Consider the following 15134-nt stretch of genomic DNA (forward strand, 5'->3'; position numbering starts at 1 on the left):
ATCGAGGGCTTCAGCCAGTTGCATGATGGCTTCTTCGCCCAGGGGACCCTTGTCGCCTTCCAGCGCCAGCTTGGCGGAACCCTTGATGATCGGCACATCGTCGCCCGGGAAGTCATACTTCGACAGGAGCTCGCGAACTTCCATTTCGACCAGCTCGAGCAGCTCGGCGTCGTCGACCATGTCGCACTTGTTCAGGAACACGATGATGTACGGAACGCCAACCTGACGGGCCAGCAGGATGTGCTCGCGCGTTTGCGGCATCGGGCCGTCGGCAGCCGAGCAAACCAGAATGGCGCCGTCCATCTGGGCAGCACCGGTAATCATGTTCTTGACGTAGTCGGCGTGGCCCGGGCAGTCAACGTGTGCGTAGTGGCGGTTAGCCGTTTCGTACTCGATGTGCGCGGTGTTGATGGTAATGCCGCGTGCCTTTTCTTCCGGTGCCGCGTCGATGTCCGCGTAGTTCTTGGCTTCACCGCCGAACTTCGACGAAAGCACCGTTGCGATAGCGGCCGTCAGGGTCGTCTTGCCGTGGTCGACGTGACCGATGGTGCCGACGTTGACGTGCGGCTTGGTCCGCTGAAACTTTTCCTTTGCCATTTCCGACTCCTAACGAGGTTATCTTTTGCCGAGGTTGCTCGGCATGATGATTGCCGCGCTTCACACTATCTTTGGTGCCCATGGGCAGGATCGAACTGCCGACCTCTCCCTTACCAAGGGAGTGCTCTACCACTGAGCCACATGGGCGAATCCATTACTACTGCTGCATCTGCGCGTCACCTGGAGCGGGTGAAGGGAATCGAACCCTCGTCGTAAGCTTGGAAGGCTTCTGCTCTACCATTGAGCTACACCCGCTTGGATTCCGACTCTCGCCTCAGGCAACAAGCGCCGGAAATTTTAGTTCCCGGCGCTCATTACTTCCGCATTCTGGTGGAGGAGGTTGGATTCGAACCAACGTAGGCGTAAGCCAACAGATTTACAGTCTGCCCCCTTTAGCCACTCGGGCACCCCTCCGCAGAGAATTCAAAAGTATATGGATGTCCCGGCGACGTGTCAACACCCGATCTACATTTCCGCCTTATTTTTGGGGCCAAGGTATCGACTGCATCCCCGACAGCAGTCGTGGCGTCACACCCACGCCCGGGTGCGCCGGCGTAATCCCGTATTCAGCGTAGCTATAGAACTGGTACACGCAATCAGGACGAGGCACGATAACGCCCTGCCAAGGGCGCTCCGACACCGCCGGGTAGATAAAGGGCAGCGCCCAACACTCGGGCAGCAGCACCTCCGCTTTCATGTCGGGACCGGGGTGCAAGACTGCGTTGAGCGGAGCCTGCTCCCGTGCACGGATCAACGAATCCACGAACATGCTGTGCTTCTGTGCGTATCCCATGTATGCAGCACGTTTGGCCCGGACGGCATCCACACTGAAATACATCACGATAGCCAACATCGGCGCCAGCACCAGCCACGTGCGGCACCCCCCCCCAGAAATTCGCGGCCCAAGCCAGCTCGCAACGACACCCGACAAGATCGGCAAGGAGATGAAAAGCGGGACGTTGGTGAAGTAATAAACATCGCCGCCAATATAGACGACCGTCAGAATCAGCAAAGCCGCGCCGGCAGTGCCGAGGGAGTACACAGCACCAGGCATCGACAGAAGACGACGAACGCCGCCCTTTGCGGCAAGCCACGCGATGGCAAGCCACGAGATGAGGAAGTGGCAGGCGACGAAACCGAGCACCGCCAATCCAGCGCTCCCCCACCCAGAGGGCGTCACCGAATGCCCTTGCCCCAGTTGATCGATCAAAACACCCAGATCGCGCCCGCCCAGGGAGAAATAGCGAATCAACCCGAAAAGCACAATCTGGCTGGGCATGTGCGCGGCCGCCGACTTGGCCACCACGATCGTCGTCGTGATGCAAACCAGCAGGAAGGCCGCAAGCGCCGCCCCGGTTCTTCGACCGACCGGAAATGCGACCCGGAGGAACCAGAGCCCCACGTACATCAACCCGACAGACCCCTTGGCTCCGCCTATCGCCAACCCCAACAGCGCAATCAATGCAAGGTCGGCGCGTGTCAACGTCTGCTTGAACAGTAGGGGCAAACCGATAACCAACAACCCCAATGAGACCATGTATGACTCGGATACGAGGTATGTGTCCCAGAGAGCCCATTCGCCCAAGAGTTGCGGCAGGGCGACCAGAATGACGCTCGTGACGCCCCACGCCACCCGCACGTCAGCTCGCCCATCCGCGTCGAGCATCTGGCTGCAGGCCACGATGGAAAAAATCAGGAGCGGCGCAAACAACACCCAGGTCGCAACGCCGTAGACTTCGAGGACACTGCCCCCGGACAAGTCACTGATACCCGCCATGAGAATGTGGGACAGGACGTGATACGGTGTGACGACCAGTCCCTCCAGACCATTCGAGACGACCCCGTAGTTCTTGATCATCGCGGCAATGCTCGCGTGAAACAGAGGGTCCGGCCGCATCGCCCCGGCGCTCAAGCGCTGCAGCATATCGAACGAGCTGTAGGCGTGCTTGGCACCGAGTATCGTCAACGTCGACATGGCCGCCAGAAGCACGATCGACGGCAGGGTGTTCCATCCGGCACGCACAAACCGAATGGCAGCCACCACGCCGATCACGGCAATCGCATAAAAGACGGCGTTCACCCAGCCCGAACGGCCAAAGGTCACGAGGCAGAGCAACCCGTAAGTCAGAACCAGCGCCCAGGTCACGCTGCGAAGGCCGCGCAACAGCGCGTAAAAGACAAAGAGTACAGCGATGCACGCCAGAAAGATGGGCGTCGACTGCATTACGACCGCCATGTCGCTCGCGAGCAGATTCTGAGCGAAAAACACCCCTACCCCGGTCAGGAGCAAGGACAGGAACAGTATATTTATTTTATTTTCCGGGACCGAGATGGAATCCAGCAACGTCTCCCCAACCCCTTGCCCGACCGTCTGTCCGACACCAATCATCGCAAATCCCGAGAATTCCCAGTTGAGGGGCGATTCTACCGCGCCCCGTGCCGCAATCATCACCCCACCATCTTGATACCGGCCAGAAGAAGCACGGCCGCCACGCTGACTCGCACCCACCGCCCGGGCGCCTTACCTGAGAGCAGGCTTCCCGCCACCACCGCCGGGATCGACCCGACCAACAAGCTCGCCAGCATGTGCCAATCGACAGCTCCGGCAATCAGATAGCCAAAGCTTGCAACCAGGGCCAGCGGGATGGCGTGCACCAGATCCGTGGCAACCAGGCGATGGGGCGTCATCCGCAAGGGATAGAGATACATCAGCATGACCGTGCCCATGGCCCCGGCGCCAACCGATGTCAGGGCGACGCACAGTCCGAGCAGCGCACCCACCAATACGGTCAACCCGGGTTGCATCGCCTTGAACTTGACCGGCTCTCCCAAGCGCTTTTTCCGAGCCATCGAGGCCAGCTGCGGCGCCAGAATCAAACCCAACGCCGTCATCACGACCACACCGCCAACCGCTTTGCTCAGCCAGTCAACCTTGACGCTCCCCCCCCCATGTTCACGCACAGCGCAACCACGAGCGAAACGGGCAAACTCCCGATCCACAAGCGCTTCGCCACCTGCCAGTCGACATGTCCCGAGCGGTGATGAATGGGTGCACCGACCAACTTGGTAATCGCGGCAAACCAAAGATCGGTCGCAACCGCTGTGTGTGGCGCCACACCGAAGACGAGCAATAGAATCGGCGTCATGATCGCCCCGCCACCCACCCCCGTCAGCCCCACGACGAAGCCGGTCAGCGCCCCGGCCGCCGAATATGATAGATCAATCATCCATTCCTCAAATTGTTGAGAGCGCTAGCGCCCTCACGTTTAGGGACGCCTGTACCGATATGCAATATCATGTCCAATCAAACGCGCACAGATGGTAACATGCATCAATACCCATATATAAAAGCGACATACTGCATATTGAGACGCCGCAAATGACGAATTCCGAGGCCTCTGGCCTTCATGCAGACCGCGTCTGGAATATCGATGCGGCCCATTTGTATCTGCAGTCACTTGGCGAAGTGGTCGCCAAGCGCACGGCCGAGCGACGCTTGCGCGAACTCGGTATTCTTGCTGACCGGCTCAACGCCAACTCACTGGTGGATGAGTTGGAACGCCCTGCAAACCGCCTCGTGCTGGAATGGGCGCTCACCGAAGCAAGAAGTAAGCGGAAACTTCCGCTATTCGCCCAATTGCACAAGACACCTGACGACGTGACGCTATTGCAGGCCAACGACGCCCGCGGTGCGCGCTACTGGCTGCAGGTCAAGGAAAATGACGATCCTGCATCGCTCCGTGACGCGCTCGTGCGTCTTCAGCGGCATATCGGCAAGGAAATTGCGGTGTTTCCGCACGGCAGACTCGTAAAGGGGTTGCGCACACTGGCGTCCACGCCGGAAATCACCTTGAACCCCAGCGCCTATCCCCCCGTCTTGCCCCCGCTTGAGCCGATTCGCGCTCGCGAATTCCCTGCCACGATGCACCTTCGTCGCCTTGAGGCCGAGAGCATCCACATCCTCCGGGAAGCCGTGGCGGAAGCGGAGAATCCGGCCATGCTCTACTCCGTCGGCAAAGACAGCGCCGTCATGCTGCATCTCGCACGCAAGGCCTTCTATCCAGCGCCGCCGCCGTTCCCCCTGCTCCATGTCGACACCCGATGGAAGTTTCAGGAGATGTATCTGTTCCGGGACCAAATGGCCCATGCGTCAGGCATGGATCTCTTGGTGTATGTGAACCCAGAGGCGATTGAAAAGGACATCAACCCGTTCGATCATGGGTCCGCGCTGCATACCGACATCACGAAGACAGAGGGCCTCAAGCAGGCACTGGACAAATACAAGTTCGACATGGTTTTCGGTGGTGCGCGGCGAGACGAGGAGAAATCGCGGGCCAAGGAGCGTGTGTTTTCTTTCCGTACTCAAAGTCATTGCTGGGATCCCAAGAACCAGCGCCCCGAACTCTGGAGTCTGTACAACACGCGCAAGAACCGCGGCGAAAGCATCCGCGTATTCCCACTGTCGAATTGGACCGAACTTGATATCTGGCAATACATTCTTCAGGAAGGCATTCCCGTCGTGCCGCTGTATTTCGCCAAACCCAGGCCCGTGGTCGTGCGTGACGGCATGATTCTCCTGGTTGACGACAATCGGTTCCGCCTGCTCTCCGGCGAAGAAATCATCGAGAAGAAGGTGCGATTCCGCACCTTGGGCTGCTACCCGCTCACGGGCGCCGTCGAATCCGGCGCCGAATCGGTACCCGAGATCGTGATGGAGCTCGCCAACACCCGAGCCTCCGAGCGGCAAGGCCGAGCGATCGACAGCGACGCCGCCGGCAGTATGGAGAAGAAGAAGCAGGAGGGATATTTCTGATGCGACGCACCTCAACCGACACGCCCCGCTCATCGACCGCGTCGCCACGCGCACGACACGACAAGGACACCCAGCAGCCGGCCAGCTTTGAGGCGCACTTGGCGCGGCAACAAGCCCAGGACCTCTTGCGCTTTATTACTTGCGGGAGTGTCGACGACGGCAAGAGTACGTTGATCGGGCGCTTGCTGTGGGACTCTCGTCAGCTGTTCGACGATCAACTCGCAACCTTGCAGGCCGAATCCCGTAAATACGGAACGCAAGGGAGTGACATCGACTTCGCCTTGTTGGTCGACGGCCTGTCCGCCGAGCGCGAACAGGGCATCACGATCGACGTCGCCTACCGGTTCTTCTCGACAGCAAAGCGCAAGTTCATCGTGGCCGATACGCCGGGCCACGAGCAATACACCCGCAACATGGTGACAGGCGCATCCAACGCCGACGTCGCAGTGCTGCTGGTGGATGCGCGCAAGGGTTTGCTCACGCAGACACGACGCCACGCGTACCTCGTGTCGTTGATGGGCATCCGCCACGTCGCGCTCGCCATCAACAAGATGGACCTGGTGGGCTTCAAAGCCGAAACGTTCCAGCAGATTCGCGACGACTTCGAATCGTTTGCGCACCCCCTGGGCTTCTCGTCGATCACCGCCGTCCCCCTGTGCGCCACCGCCGGCGACAACATCATCGAGCACTCCCCCCACACACCGTGGTACGTCGGCCCGACCTTCCTCGGGTATCTGGAAACGATCAAGGTCGCGCCCCCCAATACGGAGCGCTTTGCGTTTCCGGTGCAATGGGTCAATCGCCCCAATTCCGAGTTCAGAGGCTATTGCGGCAATGTCACCGGGGGAACGATTCGCGTAGGAGACGAGATCCGCGTGAGCGCCTCTGGACAGCAGGCGGTGCTCGAACAAATCGTCACCATGGACGGATCACCGGACACCGCCACGGTGGGCGACGCCGTCACGCTTCGATTCGATCGCGAGATCGACGCGTCGCGTGGTGACGTGATCGCATTGAGTCGTGCCCCACTGGAGTCGACGGATCAATTCGAGGCCACGTTGGTGTGGATGCATGAAGATGCGGGGCTGACCGGCCGCAACTATGAGATCAAACTGGCGACGCAATGGGCATCGGCGGCGATCACCACGATCAAGCATCGGATCGATATCAACACACTCGCGACCCAAGCCGCCAAATCACTCTCGTTGAACGATATCGCGACGTGCAATATCGCGACGAACAAGCCCTTGGTGTTTGACACTTACGCCAGTTCGCCGACCCTCGGCAGCTTCATTCTGGTTGACCGATTCACCAACGCCACCGTGGCCGCCGGCATGATTCGCCACAGCCTCAGGCGCGCGGAAAACGTTCACTACCAGGCGCTCGCCATTACGCGCGCCGATCGTGAACGATTGAATGGACACCCCGGCAAGGTTGTCTGGTTCACCGGCCTGTCCGGCTCCGGAAAATCGACCTTGTCCAACGCGCTGGAGGTCGAGCTTCACCGCCGCGGCATGCGCACCTATATCCTCGATGGGGACAACGTACGCCACGGACTGAACAAGGACCTGGGCTTCACCGAGGCGGATCGCGTGGAGAACATCCGACGCGTCACGGAAGTCGCAAGGCTGATGATGGACGCCGGCACGATCGTGATGACCGCGCTTATCTCGCCCTTCAAGCGCGAGCGCGAGATGGCGCGAGAGTTGATCGGCCCCGAGAATTTCATCGAGGTCTATGTGAGCACGCCGCTCGACGTATGCGAAACCCGCGACCCCAAGGGTTTGTACAAGAAAGCCCGCGCCGGAATGATTCCCAATATGACCGGGATCAACAGCCCTTACGAGCCCCCTGAAAACCCGCAAGTGGTCATCGATGGCCAGGATTTCTCACTGGAAGCCGGGGTCGATGCCATCGTCGAAGCGCTCCTGCCCCTCGACTGACGGCGCTCGATCGCGACCGACTCAGCTTTGCGTCGGCGGGGTCGTCAGGATCGACAGGGTGGTATTTGCGATGCTGACGACCTCCGACTCGGCGAGGTCGAAGTAGAGCGGCAGTCTCACCAGCCTTGCCGACAGATCATCGGTCACGGTCATCGCGGACCCCACGCGCCCGAAGCGTAATCCGGCGTCGGACGAGTGCAGCGGCACATAATGGAATACCGCGTTGATTCCCGCAGCTTTGAGTCCACCAAGCAACCGCTGCTGCTCGGCCGCATCACGTGCCATCACATAGAAGATGTGGGCATTGTGAGCGATGTGGTCCGGCACGCGGGGGAGCATGGAGTCGGCCTCATCGGCGAGGCCTTCGCCCAGCATGCGTCGGTACTGCCCCCAATGCGCCAGTCGACCGTGGTTGATCTGGTCGATGTTCTGAAGCTGCGAAAACAGGAACGCCGCAACCAGTTCACTGGGCAGATAGGAAGAACCGATGTCAACCCAGGTGTACTTGTCGACTTCGCCACGGAAGAACCGGGATCGGTTGGTCCCCTTCTCGCGGATGATCTCCGCACGCTCCGTGAACACAGGGTTGTTGACGACGAGCGCGCCCCCCTCCCCTGAAATGACGTTCTTCGTTTCATGGAAACTGAACGCGGCAAAATCGCCGATCGTTCCCAGTTTGCGCCCCTTGTACGTGCTGCCGAGCGCTTGCGCGGCATCTTCGATGACCAGCAGGCCATGGCGCGAGGCGATGTCCATGATCACATCCATTTCGCACGCCACGCCGGCGTAATGCACCGGAACAATCGCCTTGGTCCGCGAGGTTATCGCCGCTTCGATCAGCCGTTCGTCAATATTCAGTGTGTCCGGGCGAATATCGACGAAGACCGGCGTCCCCCCACGCAATACGACGGCGTTTGCCGTGGACACAAAGGTGTAGGACGGCATGATGACTTCGTCGCCCGGCCGGATGTCTGCCAGGATCACCGCCATCTCGAGCGCAGCAGTGCAAGAGTGCGTTAGGAGTACCCCGGCCGGCCCATCAAGGTAGACGCCCAGCAGTTCGGCGCACTTCTGTGTATAGATGCCATCTCCCGCCAGACGACCGCGCGTGATGGCGTCTTCGAGATAGCCCAACTCAGTCCCCACGAGGTGAGGAGAATTGAAACGGATCATTCTTGCGCCCCGATCTGATTGAACCAGTGAATGTTATCGACAATTCGATAGGCGTTGGCCATGGCAAGCAAGCCAATGGTGGTCCCCGGCAAAGACGGAAACACAGCGGTATCAACGACGTGAATGCGCTGCCATGAACCAACCCGCCCCAAGCTATCGGTGTCTAGCGGACCACTTTTTTCCGCCTTCATCGGCAACGTTCCCCCCACATGATAGGCGCCGCTATTCAGCTTGGCGAACGGGAACAATGGCAGGCAGGCAATGCGTGCGAATACCTTCAGCAATCTGAGGCCGGAGGCCCACATCACGCCCTTCTGCGGAAAGGCCTTTCTCTGCACGGTATGCATGGTATTGGCGCCTACAGCCGTGTTCTCGGCGGGCTTCACCCGTAACTCGTAAGTTCCGGCATGGTCGGAGTGATAGTTCACCAACAAGAAGAAGACATGTTCGGCGACAAAGCGCTTGATACGGGCAACAAACCCTGTGCGGCCTGACGCGATGCCGAGCTTCTTCATCACCAGTTCGTTCTCGGTGGATATCTGCACATGGACCCAATGCTCAAGCCCTTTCCCCTTCAATTCGAGGAAGAGTCCGGGTTGGGTATTACAGTTCGGCCAGTCCACCGGCAAGCGCCACAGGCTGAATACCGGCAGCACAAAACCGCCCCGACTCTTGAGTTCAATTTTCTCGTCGAACAGCGCCAAGGAGTTGCACACGATCCTGGCGCTGTTCACCGCGCCGGCCGCGAGAAAGACCCTGTCGAATTCGCGCGTGTGTAATTCCTCATTCGCGTCGAAATACCGGACCGTCACCCGGTCTCCGTTCTCTACGAGGCCATCGATCAAGCATCGCGGAATGTAGTCGATCTCGTCGCGCGCCGCCATGGCCAGGATGTCGTGGCCCGCCTTGTAGATCGCGCCATAGACACAGCCGGACATGCATTGGCCGCAGTACCGGCAGCCGGATTCGCGCTCGTCTCCCGCCCGCACCAGCAATCTGGCCTGGCCAAAGACTGTCTCACCCGGCTTCTGGACGCGGGCCTTCTCCAGCGCCCACAGAATCCTGGTCGCAGCGCGGCTCAGTTGCAGCGGTCGAGCGGCGCCCGAAAGGGGCGGAAAATCGCGGCTCAAGCGATCGTCCGCCGCCGAGTACGGCAAGTCGGCCAAGACGATCTCGCAATATTTTTGCAACACCGCTGCATCCACAGGCCAGTCCGCAAGATCGCACGCGTGAGGTGGCAGGACCGCAGCGCCCCATCCGCTGCTCAATCCGCCCAGCGCATAACTGAACGGCGGTAGATTTCCCGCACCACTGATCGGCGCAGCCTTCATTGATGTGCCGTAGAAGTAGTCCGAGCCGAAAGCCAGCTTCCGCGGGATCGCCGCTTGCCCCTTCACCGTGGGATTGTCGTTCAACCATGCCCGCTCCTCCGCGGTCCAGGCCTCCGGAGACTTCGTCGACAGGAAGGCGACGCGCTGTTCGCGGTCACTGCCGAGTTGCTCGCCCCAGTCGAATACCGTCGGGCGAATGCCGCGGTGTATGAGCGACTTAATGGCGCCGACGGCCGAGAGGCCACTTCCGATGACGGCAACATTCAAGGCACCGAGATCGCCGTCAACGGCTTTGGACATGAGCATGCGCCTGATAGTAGCCCCTGACCGCCGTGGCGATCCGCTCCATGTCCGCGCGACTCAGATTCGGAAAACACGGGATGAAGATGCCGTTTCGATACAGATTTCCGGCCGTCGGCAAATCGGCGCGATTCGGATAGTCCTTCAAGGCACACACCAACTCGAGGCTCGACGTCGCACTGTCGACCCCCTGACTGGCGAAATAGGATTGCGCCTCAAACGCATCCGTCACCGGCAGTATCAATTGCCAATAGACGTTTCCAGATGCGCGTGTCGTCTTGGGGAAGTCACCCATGCTGCAATTGGCCTTCAGGAACTCCACGTTGGCCACTCTCGCCGCGTCCTCCGCCATCACTTTTTCGATTTGCTCGAGGCCGATCTGGGCCTGGAGGGACGTATAGCGACAAAACCAGAGCGAAGGTAGCGTGGCAATTCGGTCCTGGTTTCGATGTCCGGTGTGTTTCAGTGCGGATTCCGGATCTCGCTTGCGAAAGACCTGCAGCACCGGGAACGTAACGAGCGAAAACACCGCCCCTGTCGTGCCGACATTCCGGATCAGATTGACCCACGCTTTCTTGACGAGTGCCGATCGCCGAGCAGGCTTCAACTCGGCTTGTGCGGTTCGCAGTTTGGTCTCGATGGCAGGGTCGTCGGTGATGGCCATGCCGCCGCCCAGCGTATCGAGCGTCTTGATCGAGGAGGCACTGTAGATGCCCACGTCACCGAACGTCCCGATACGCTTTCCGTCATAGCGACCATTCAGGCACTGCGAGAAATCTTCAATGATGAAAATTCCCCTGTCCCTGAAGAGGGCCACCATCGCGGAAATATCCGGCACCAGGCCGAACAATGGCGTAATGATGACTGCCTTCACATTGGGGGTAATCTTCTCCCGCAACTGCTCGATTCGAAAATTGACGGTATCCACATCCAGATCGACGTAGACGGGCGAGAGGCCAAGGTCCACGACGACATCAACGATCCCCTTGATCGTGATGGGCGGCAGGATGACCTCACTTCCTTTTGGGAGGTTCAGACTCTTCAGCGTCGAATAGATCGCCGTTCTCGCGAAGGGGAACGCAACCGCATACTTGCGCTCGCAATAGCTTGCGAAAACCCGTTCAAATGCCGTAATCCTTTCCTGCCGATGCAGCGGCTTGAAGATCGATGCCAGCAAATAGCGAACACTCTGCCCCACCGTGTGATAAATCACGCCACGGGGAATTTTTTTGGTGAATAGGTTCATCATGCCTCTCTGGGCCCATCAAGCCTTTGCCGTTCCTACCTGAAAACGAACGAATACACGTTCGCCAAATTCCAGACGTTCTTCCGCCGCACAATGGTGCAGTGACGTTCGAACACCTCCAGCTCCTTCTTCGGCCCGACTCTTGTCGCCGAGTGCGCGTCCGGCCGGCCTAACAAGAACTTCCCGATATTGTTCAGGGCCCCTTGTCGACTGATCCCCACGACAAGCTCAAGATCCCGGTTCTTCGAACGCAACTCCTTCAGCAGATTGTCGAGATCGCTCTCAGAGAAGCTGTAGAAAACCTCATTGGCCACCAATACGTCGAAGTTGACCGATCGCCAATCGTCGACATCGCTCAGTTCGGGGACGATGTCGTATCCGATCACTCGCGGCCCCAACATTTGCTTTAATTGACCAACACCGCAACCAAAATCCAGAATCTTGATATCCGGGCGGTTCAATTGTCCCACGCCGACAATTTGACGCAGCAAATGGCGGAAATAGATTTGCGCCGGTCCCGAGTACTTGGTGACCCCTTTCACGTCGATCAACTCCCCACATAACGGCCGGGACGGCATTATCCTTCAGCCTCTTGTCTTCTCAGCCCAATCAAATAGCTGATCGGGCCACATAGAAAAATCGAAATGCTCAGTGCAAGGTACGCCGTCATGGCAACCACATAGGACTGTTCATGACTGTAGCCCCAGTAGCCCAGTAGATAGGCGAATACACCTTCACGCAAGCCAACGCCCTGAATGGTGATGGGTATGAGGCGAACCAGCTCGACTAAGGTAGCCACTGCGGCAAGTTGCGCCCACGACACGGGGAGCCCAAATCCGTAGGCAATGACCTTGATGGACGCAATCCAAAGCAGAATGCCGGCGAACGTCAGTCCGAGCAGGGGGGCGGCGCCCTTCGGGGACAGCAATCCCACACCGATTTCGGCCCAACGCTCCAGCGTCGGCAATCGGCGCGCGCTGACGACACGACGCATGATTGCCACGGCCCATCGTCCTAACGGGCGGGCAAGCAAAGCGACAAGCACGGCTGCGAGCGCAACCATGACACCGTAGATATAGGGGTTGGTGCGAGGATCCAGATCAACGTCGGCAGTCAGCGCAACCGCCGCATACGCGAGGGCGAACAGCAGCACGTATCCGTATAAGCCGAGGAGACGTTCGCGCAGCAGAAGACGCAACAGCCTCCCCGTTGAATGCGACTCGCGACTCAGCGCAGCCAGGCGATAAGCATCGCCACCAAGGTTGGCCGGTGTAAACGTATTCAGGAACGTGGCTTTGAAATAGAGGGCAAGCTGCGACCGAATCGATAGCCGCACCTCATTGGCCGAGAGTCTGTACCACCGCCACCCCATAACCAGGACCGTCGCAAGATTGATCAGGATCGCGATCACGAAACTTGCCGGGGATCCCGCTTTGAGGGTTCTCAGCATCGCCCCGAGATCCAGAAGCGAAGCTGCGAAAGCGATCAGCGCAAGGCTGACCAAAAGCTTCAGTACGCGCTTCATTGCAATCCATCACCGATGAGCGCTTGGTGGTACGTTCTCCATGCCCCGATCTCGCGACCCAGCCTGGCCTCCAATCTTGAGATGCTGTCCCGATAGCCCAGTGCCAGATCTCTGAAGACGTCACGCGGTTCCTCACTCCTGGCCGTGGCTGGGTTGACGACCCGATGCAATGACTCGGGAACAACGGTATCGTCGATTTCAAGTTGCCGATAAAACGCCTGGACTGCACCAAGATTGCCGACCAGTTCCTCAAAAATGAGGATGTGAAGCTGGCTCGGATCGAATACCCGCTCATACATTTCCACGTAGTCGATATAGTGACCGCGTTGACGATAGGCATACGGAGTCACCGACGTGGCGAATTGAGCGCCCTTCAAGCGCTCCGGTTCTGCGTCGATCGCACCGGAAAACGACAAATCCTCCAACCCGTGCGCCACGCTGAATCGGTAATTCGAGTAAGCCCTGCGGACAGGGTCTCGCAAGATCATCAGGATTTGAGCATCCGGAGCGTACTCGAAGATTCGCCTGGCCGCAGCCTCACTCTCGATATAGGAGGTGCTCTTCTCCCCAAGATACAGCCCTCCCACCTTACGATCTGCGAAGTGCGCATCGATGTAATGCGCGATCCCCAAACTTACGCGTTGTGCGTTCAGAAAGAACTTGGGCTCTGGACGCACCGGATGCGCCATGCTTACCTCCGGGTGGCTGTCGAGGAGCTCATAAAGGTAAGTCGATCCGGAGCGTTGCGCGCCGACGATAAACAGATGCTTCATCCGCGCACGACCTCCCTGATCTCGTAGCTACGCTGCGTCCCGAACTCACGCAGAAGTCGTCCCAAGTATTCGCCGATCACGCTGAGCATCAGGATCAGAACCCCGTTGAAGAACGACAACAACACGGCAAGCGACGCCCAGCCCGGGGCCTTCGTTCCATGAAACAAGGCTTCCAGCAGAAAATAAATACTCAGGATGAATCCGCACGCAGCGACGACGAATCCGAATGCAGCGCTACATCGCAGAGGAATGGCGGAGTGATTGAACAGGATCGAGGCTACCAGCCGGATAATTCTCCGCCAATTGTAGTTGCTCTTGCCGTCGACTCTGGGGTGATGCTTCACAAGCACATTGCATCGACGCGCCGAATACTTGAGCACCAATCCCGGAATGTACGGGGCGTACGAATTGTCACGGCAAACGCGATCGACGACATCTCGGTGGATGAGCCGAAAGTTGCTCAAGACTAAATCGCCCTTCACTTCAAACACCTTGCGGTTAAGCCATCCCACGAACCGGCTGCCGACGCGACGGATGATCGAGTGCCGCTTGGTTTCGAACCGGCCCAACACCAGATCGCACCCGCCCTCTCGCGCAGCCTCGATAAGCTTGCCGATCTCTTCGGGGGGGTTCTGCAGATCATCGTCCATAGTGATGACATAGTCCCCCTTTGCCTCGCGAAAACCGCACAAGTTCGCGTTATGCTGCCCGTAGTTCTTCAACAGGTTGATCGCCACGACCTCATGATTTTCACGCGCAATGTCCCGGACCACGTTCCAGCTTTCGTCGGCGCTGCCATCGTTGACCAAGATGATCTCGAATGACCTTCCGGACGATGTGAAATACTCGTGAACTCGCCTCACGGTTTCAGCGATGATTCTCGAACTGTTAAACACAGGGATAACAACGCTGTATAAGTCACTCATATCTACCAACGTTCTTTCGTCGAAAGAATTGGATATTTCAATTGATAAGCAAACTAGACGTGGTCACCCAGTGGGGGGCACAGCACGGCCGTTTGGGAGGATATAGTTGTCGCGGTTTCGCTGTCAGCCATGCCCGAAGGCGTTTCCGGGCAAGACAAGATGCTCGGGCGGCTGAGGCATCGGGAAATTTCAATCCCGCCGGTCCGAAGATTAGCATGTAATGACCTCGCTCCCGAAAAACGAATCCCTTGCTGAGGGTGTAAAGTGAAGCAAGAAGAAGAAACGATGTCGGTCAGAGGTGGACGCGCAAATTCGGACAGGCGGATAAGTGGTGACCTTATCTCTAGATTCCGTTGGTACGAAGTTTCCCGGGCAGGTCACTGCCGCACCGTTGGACACCTGCCATCCGTTGAAACCATTACCGTTAAGACGGGTTCGCCAGCCGCTTACCTTACACCCGCAGGAATGCGCCCATGCTGGGTGCACAAAGCAAAAACCCCTTGCTAC

The 15134-nt window shown here is 58.6% G+C and carries 13 protein-coding genes and 3 tRNA genes; 2 read left to right on the forward strand and 14 right to left on the reverse strand.

Annotated features, from left to right (window positions below; genetic code table 11):
• The 7 genes from A985_RS24340 to A985_RS28975 all read right to left on the reverse strand — a co-directional run.
• The coding region (locus A985_RS24340; RefSeq protein WP_039829917.1) for a GTP-binding protein at window positions 1–597 on the reverse strand (597 nt) is incomplete at its 3' end.
• A 72-nt stretch (window positions 598–669) separates the two neighbouring features.
• Window positions 670–744 (reverse strand) — tRNA-Thr (locus A985_RS0105390).
• A gap of 34 nt (window positions 745–778) precedes the next feature.
• Window positions 779–852, reverse strand: a tRNA-Gly gene (locus A985_RS0105395).
• 73 nt (window positions 853–925) lie between these two features.
• A tRNA-Tyr gene (locus A985_RS0105400) sits at window positions 926–1011 on the reverse strand.
• A 64-nt stretch (window positions 1012–1075) separates the two neighbouring features.
• The gene (locus A985_RS0105405; protein WP_157211358.1) at window positions 1076–3049 is read right to left on the reverse strand and encodes a hypothetical protein; all 1974 of its coding nucleotides are present in this window, start codon (window positions 3047–3049) and stop codon (window positions 1076–1078) included.
• Window positions 3046–3489 (reverse strand): sulfite exporter TauE/SafE family protein, encoded by a 444-nt coding sequence (locus A985_RS28970; RefSeq protein ID WP_232424528.1) that lies wholly within the window; start codon window positions 3487–3489, stop codon window positions 3046–3048. The genes A985_RS0105405 and A985_RS28970 overlap by 4 nt, the downstream gene beginning before the upstream one ends.
• A 26-nt stretch (window positions 3490–3515) precedes the next feature.
• Window positions 3516–3824, reverse strand: coding sequence for a sulfite exporter TauE/SafE family protein (locus A985_RS28975; RefSeq protein ID WP_232424527.1), 309 nt, complete (start codon window positions 3822–3824; stop codon window positions 3516–3518).
• Between the two features lie 695 nt (window positions 3825–4519).
• On the opposite strand from A985_RS28975, the gene cysD reads away from it, so the two are divergent.
• On the forward strand, window positions 4520–5410 hold the full coding sequence (gene cysD / locus A985_RS28470; protein ID WP_198288659.1) for a sulfate adenylyltransferase subunit CysD: 891 nt from the start codon (window positions 4520–4522) through the stop codon (window positions 5408–5410).
• A complete protein-coding gene (gene cysN / locus A985_RS0105420) occupies window positions 5410–7353 on the forward strand; it encodes a sulfate adenylyltransferase subunit CysN (protein WP_017232383.1) in 1944 nt (647 codons plus the stop codon). Before cysD ends, cysN begins: the two co-directional genes overlap by 1 nt.
• A gap of 21 nt (window positions 7354–7374) precedes the next feature.
• Here cysN and rffA read toward each other — a convergent pair whose 3' ends face one another.
• From rffA to A985_RS0105455, 7 genes are read right to left on the reverse strand one after another with little or no spacing between them, the layout of a single operon-like run.
• Window positions 7375–8526, reverse strand: a complete 1152-nt coding sequence (gene rffA, locus A985_RS0105425; protein ID WP_017232384.1) for a dTDP-4-amino-4,6-dideoxygalactose transaminase — start codon at window positions 8524–8526, stop codon at window positions 7375–7377.
• On the reverse strand, window positions 8523–10157 hold the full coding sequence (locus A985_RS0105430; protein WP_017232385.1) for a GMC oxidoreductase: 1635 nt from the start codon (window positions 10155–10157) through the stop codon (window positions 8523–8525). Before A985_RS0105430 ends, rffA begins: the two co-directional genes overlap by 4 nt.
• Window positions 10141–11406, reverse strand: coding sequence for a DegT/DnrJ/EryC1/StrS aminotransferase family protein (locus tag A985_RS0105435; protein WP_017232386.1), 1266 nt, complete (start codon window positions 11404–11406; stop codon window positions 10141–10143). The genes A985_RS0105430 and A985_RS0105435 overlap by 17 nt, the downstream gene beginning before the upstream one ends.
• 32 nt (window positions 11407–11438) lie before the next feature.
• Window positions 11439–11945, reverse strand: coding sequence for a class I SAM-dependent methyltransferase (locus A985_RS0105440; RefSeq protein ID WP_198288658.1), 507 nt, complete (start codon window positions 11943–11945; stop codon window positions 11439–11441).
• A 35-nt stretch (window positions 11946–11980) separates the two neighbouring features.
• Window positions 11981–12928: a lysylphosphatidylglycerol synthase transmembrane domain-containing protein gene (locus A985_RS0105445; protein ID WP_017232388.1), complete on the reverse strand. Its 948-nt coding sequence runs from the start codon at window positions 12926–12928 to the stop codon at window positions 11981–11983.
• Window positions 12925–13701, reverse strand: coding sequence for a sulfotransferase (locus A985_RS0105450; protein ID WP_017232389.1), 777 nt, complete (start codon window positions 13699–13701; stop codon window positions 12925–12927). The genes A985_RS0105445 and A985_RS0105450 overlap by 4 nt, the downstream gene beginning before the upstream one ends.
• A complete protein-coding gene (locus A985_RS0105455) occupies window positions 13698–14627 on the reverse strand; it encodes a glycosyltransferase family 2 protein (RefSeq protein WP_083902201.1) in 930 nt (309 codons plus the stop codon). Before A985_RS0105455 ends, A985_RS0105450 begins: the two co-directional genes overlap by 4 nt.
• Window positions 14628–15134 lie beyond the last annotated feature (507 nt).

Source organism: Pandoraea sp. B-6 (assembly GCF_000282835.1).
GTDB lineage: Bacteria > Pseudomonadota > Gammaproteobacteria > Burkholderiales > Burkholderiaceae > Pandoraea > Pandoraea cepalis.

What these genes read in the sequence shown, in the direction of transcription:
- cysD (WP_198288659.1), top strand. Translation starts at nt 4,520, where the DNA reads ATGCACCTTCGTCGCCTTGAGGCCGAGAGCATCCACATCCTCCGGGAA.
- A985_RS28975 (WP_232424527.1), bottom strand. Translation starts at nt 3,824, where the DNA reads ATGATTGATCTATCATATTCGGCGGCCGGGGCGCTGACCGGCTTCGTC.
- A985_RS0105430 (WP_017232385.1), bottom strand. Translation starts at nt 10,157, where the DNA reads ATGTCCAAAGCCGTTGACGGCGATCTCGGTGCCTTGAATGTTGCCGTC.
- A985_RS0105455 (WP_083902201.1), bottom strand. Translation starts at nt 14,627, where the DNA reads ATGAGTGACTTATACAGCGTTGTTATCCCTGTGTTTAACAGTTCGAGA.
- A985_RS0105445 (WP_017232388.1), bottom strand. Translation starts at nt 12,928, where the DNA reads ATGAAGCGCGTACTGAAGCTTTTGGTCAGCCTTGCGCTGATCGCTTTC.
- A985_RS0105435 (WP_017232386.1), bottom strand. Translation starts at nt 11,406, where the DNA reads ATGATGAACCTATTCACCAAAAAAATTCCCCGTGGCGTGATTTATCAC.
- cysN (WP_017232383.1), top strand. Translation starts at nt 5,410, where the DNA reads ATGCGACGCACCTCAACCGACACGCCCCGCTCATCGACCGCGTCGCCA.
- A985_RS28970 (WP_232424528.1), bottom strand. Translation starts at nt 3,489, where the DNA reads ATGACGGCGTTGGGTTTGATTCTGGCGCCGCAGCTGGCCTCGATGGCT.
- rffA (WP_017232384.1), bottom strand. Translation starts at nt 8,526, where the DNA reads ATGATCCGTTTCAATTCTCCTCACCTCGTGGGGACTGAGTTGGGCTAT.
- A985_RS0105450 (WP_017232389.1), bottom strand. Translation starts at nt 13,701, where the DNA reads ATGAAGCATCTGTTTATCGTCGGCGCGCAACGCTCCGGATCGACTTAC.